Source organism: Synechococcus sp. R3-13, from assembly GCF_047462195.1.
Taxonomy (GTDB): domain Bacteria; phylum Cyanobacteriota; class Cyanobacteriia; order Thermostichales; family Thermostichaceae; genus Thermostichus.
Window position 1 is genome coordinate 1 of record NZ_JANSIO010000151.1, and the last position, 4072, is coordinate 4072.

The 4072-nt window shown below is 59.6% G+C and carries 2 protein-coding genes and 1 pseudogene; 2 read left to right on the forward strand and 1 reads right to left on the reverse strand.

The window, feature by feature from the left end; translation table 11 throughout:
- Window positions 1–136: 136 nt before the first annotated feature.
- Together NW856_RS04820 and NW856_RS04825 are read left to right on the forward strand one after the other, a co-directional pair.
- Window positions 137–1852, forward strand: coding sequence for a succinate dehydrogenase/fumarate reductase flavoprotein subunit (locus NW856_RS04820; RefSeq protein ID WP_414399362.1), 1716 nt, complete (start codon window positions 137–139; stop codon window positions 1850–1852).
- 295 nt (window positions 1853–2147) lie between these two features.
- Window positions 2148–3545, forward strand: a complete 1398-nt coding sequence (locus tag NW856_RS04825; RefSeq protein ID WP_414399363.1) for an aspartate aminotransferase family protein — start codon at window positions 2148–2150, stop codon at window positions 3543–3545.
- Window positions 3546–3578: 33 nt separating this feature from the next.
- Here NW856_RS04825 and NW856_RS04830 read toward each other — a convergent pair.
- Window positions 3579–4072 (reverse strand): annotated as a pseudogene (locus NW856_RS04830) (hypothetical protein); the annotation flags it as partial.

Genomic DNA, 4072 nt, shown 5'->3' on the forward strand with positions numbered 1-4072 from the left:
GGCGCGTTCGCGCAAGCGTCGCGTAGCGATAACGAGCTATGCCCAGTTGCTGCCGGGGAGGCTGCTGGGGCCGGCCATAATGGGAAAACGCCATCCTGGCTGTGGCGGAATCCTTTGCGAGAGCTTGCCTGCATCCATGCTGGAACACGACATTGTCATCATCGGGGGAGGGCTGGCCGGTTGCCGAGCGGCTTTGGAGGTTATGCGACGGGATCCCAGCCTCGACCTGGCCTTGGTGTCCAAAACCCATCCCATTCGCAGCCACTCGGTAGCAGCCCAAGGGGGCATTGCCGCCGCCTTACAAAATGTTGATCCGCAAGATTCCTGGGAGGCTCATGCCTTCGATACCGTCAAGGGATCCGATTACCTAGCGGATCAAGATGCGGTGGAGATTCTAGCCCGGGAAGCCCCTGAGGTGATCATTGACCTAGAACACTTGGGGGTCTTGTTCTCCCGCCTGCCGGATGGCCGCATTGCCCAGCGGGCCTTTGGGGGACACAGCCACCCGCGCACCTGCTATGCCGCCGACAAAACCGGGCAAGCCATTTTGCACGAGTTGGTGAGCAACCTCAAGCGCTTTGGGGTCAAACTCTACAGCGAATGGTATGTGCTGGATCTGATCCTGGCAGAAAACCAAGTCCAGGGCGTGGTGATGTTGGAGCAGGCCAGCGGACGGCTGGAAGTGCTGCGGGCCAAGGCGGTTATGTTGGCTACAGGCGGCTATGGGCGCATCTACAACTCCACTTCCAACGACTTTGCTTCCACCGGCGATGGCATGGCAATGGTGGCGCGGGCCGGCCTGCCTCTGCAGGATATGGAGTTTGTGCAGTTTCATCCCACGGGCCTGTATCCGGTGGGGGTGTTGATCTCAGAGGCAGTGCGCGGGGAGGGGGCCTATCTGATCAATGGGAAGGGGGAGCGCTTCATGGCCGCCTATGCCCCCAGCCAGATGGAATTGGCCCCACGGGACATCACCTCGCGGGCGATTGTTACGGAGGTGCGGGCCGGGCGCGGTATTGACGGCAAAGATTTTGTCTACTTAGACCTGCGGCATCTGGGGGCAGAAAAGATCCACACTCGGCTGCCCTTCTGTTGGGAGGAGGCCCATCGCCACTTGGGCATCGATGCGGTTGTCGATCCCATTCCAGTGCGACCGACGGTGCACTACTGCATGGGCGGGATCCCGGTGACGGTGGAGGGGCAGGTACTGCGGGATGCCCAAACCCGTGTGGAAGGGCTGTTCGCTGCCGGTGAAACGGCCTGTGTTTCGGTGCATGGGGCTAACCGGCTGGGCAGCAACTCTCTCCTGGAGTGCGTTGTTTTCGGGCGGCGCACAGGGGCAGCCATGGTAGAAGCCGTCAGAGGTCGAGCCTTGCCGAAAGTGGACGAGGGATCCCTACTCAAACAGGCCGCCAGCCGGATTGCCGGGCTCCTGGAACGATCAGGGAAGAGCCGCATTGATCAGGTGCGGCGGCAATTTCAAGATTGCATGACCGAGCATTGTGGGGTCTACCGCACCGAATCGGTTCTCCAAGAGGGGATCCAAAAATGGCAGCAGATCCGCCAGCGTTACGAGCAGGATTTGCGCTTGGACGATCGGGGCAAGGTGTGGAACACCGAGCTGATCGAAGCGCTGGAGCTGGACAACCTCATGACGGTGGGGGCTTTGATCCTCGCCAGCGCCCTGGAACGGCGGGAAAGCCGTGGCTCCCACGCGCGGGAAGATTACCCCCAACGGGATGATCAACGGTTTTTACAACACACCTTGGCTGCCTTTCGCGAGGGATCCCCGCAGATCAGCTATCGCCCCGTGGTGATCACCCGCTTTCTCCCTCAGGAGCGGAGATACTAACTTTTCAGAGACATCTCAGGCCGATTAGGATTGCCCTAGCATTCCTGTTGGCGAGACGGAGTCTCTTTCCAATGACTGTGGTCATTTCGATTCAAACTAGGACACTAAACCCCTAACTCAATGTTGACTGTGCGCTGCCAGGAGGCTTCTCCCAACAGCCCGGCGTCTCACCCTAACTTGAAACGACTATATCCACAATAACTATCCAATCCAAATCTGCTTTCCAGCAATTATCTAAATCTAGAGATCCCATCTCTGCCAGCTTGAAATCTCATCTACTGCCGGAGGGCCAGCCATGCAAGAAACCCTGGAAAAAGCAGCCGTCGCTCTGCAAGCGGAGCTGAATCTGGAGCCTTTTTGGATGCCCTTTACGGCCAATCGGCAATTTAAGGCCAACCCGCGCCTGTTGGTGGCCGCCCGAGACATGTATTACACCAGCCACGATGGACGCCAAATCCTAGATGGGACTGCCGGGCTGTGGTGTGTGAATGCCGGCCACTGCCGCCCCCCAATTGTGGAAGCGATCCAACAGCAGGTGGCCCAACTGGACTACGCCCCAGCTTTTCAAATGGGCCATCCCAAAGCCTTTCAACTGGCAGAGCAGCTCATCCAGCTCACTCCTGCCGGACTGGATCACGTTTTTTTCACCAACTCTGGCTCTGAGGCGGTGGATACGGCCCTGAAAATGGCCATCGCCCACCATCGCTTACGCGGACAGGGATCCCGGCAGCGGCTGATTGGCCGGGAACGGGGCTACCACGGCGTTGGCTTTGGGGGCATCTCGGTCGGGGGCATCTCCAACAACCGCAAGTTTTTTGGCAGCCTCATTCCCGGCGTAGACCACCTACCCCACACCCACAACCTGGAGCAAAACGCCTTTAGCCGCGGCCTGCCCCGCTGGGGATCCCACTTGGCAGAAGACTTGGAGCGGATCGTCGCTCTCCACGATGCCAGCACGATTGCAGCGGTGATCGTAGAGCCGGTTGCCGGTTCAACGGGGGTGTTGCTGCCGCCGGTGGGCTATTTGGAAAAGCTGCGGGCCATTTGCGACAAATACGGCATTCTGCTCATCTTCGATGAGGTGATCACCGGCTTTGGGCGTCTGGGATCCCCTTTTGCGGCCAATTACTTTGGGGTGGTGCCGGATCTGATTTGCTGTGCCAAGGGCCTCACCAATGGCACCATCCCGATGGGCGCAGTGATCGTCAAGCAAGAGATCTACAGCGCCTTCATGGAGGCTGCTGGTTCCGCTGATGACCTGCACCGTCCAGGGGACAACAGCAGGACGCTGTCCTGGAGCCCCATCGAGTTTTTCCACGGCTACACCTACTCCGGCCACCCAGTTGCCAGTGCCGCCGGCTTGGCTACCCTGAACCTGTATCGAGAAGAAGGCTTGTTCGAGCGGGCTGCCAACCTCGCTCCCCTCTGGGAGGAGGCTCTCCATTCCCTACGGGGCTTGCCTCATGTCATCGATGTGCGCAACCTCGGCTTGGTGGGGGCAATTGAATTGGAAGGGATCCCTGGCCGACCGACAGCGCGGGCTTTTGAAGCTTTTTTGCGCTGCTACGAACGTGGGGTATTGATTCGCACTACAGGTGATACCATCGCCCTTTCCCCGCCTTTGATCATCGAGGAAGCCCATATTGAACACCTGATCGCCACCCTGAAGCGAGTTCTTCAAGAGCTACCTTAGTCCTGAATCGACAAGAGAGACTGCCTGAGGGAGTTAGAAGCTTCTGGGGCTGGGCGTCGGCGAAGGACTGGGAGAGGGACTGGGTCTGGGCGAAGGGGATACCGAGGGAAAGGGATTGGGGGTGCCGGTCGGCGTTGGCGAGGGGGAGGGACTGGGCGCAGGCAACACCCGTAAAGGAGCTTTGGCCGAAGCAATTCGGCCCTGGGTATCCGCCACCATTGCCGTCACCTCATAATCCCCGGTGGGAGCAGAAGTGGGAATGGTGATGGGGATGGTGCCAATGCAGGCTCTGCTGTTGGGCTGACAGCCGACGGCAGCGGCAGTGAAATCAAAGGTGAGGGTGAGGGGGCTTTGTCGGATTTCCACCCGGAAGCTGATGCCGGCCCCCAAACCTGCAGGAGTCGTCACGGCCACCAGCACGTTGAAGGGTACCGTCTGTCGCGCGTCCGTCAGGGCCACCACGGCAATCGAAGGCGGCTCTGCTGCAAAGGAAGCAGTGGGAGAGGGGCTGGGAGTGGGGAAAGGAT

Coding starts and splice junctions, on each gene's coding strand:
- NW856_RS04825 (WP_414399363.1), top strand. CDS start 2,148: ATGCAAGAAACCCTGGAAAAAGCAGCCGTCGCTCTGCAAGCGGAGCTG.
- NW856_RS04820 (WP_414399362.1), top strand. CDS start 137: ATGCTGGAACACGACATTGTCATCATCGGGGGAGGGCTGGCCGGTTGC.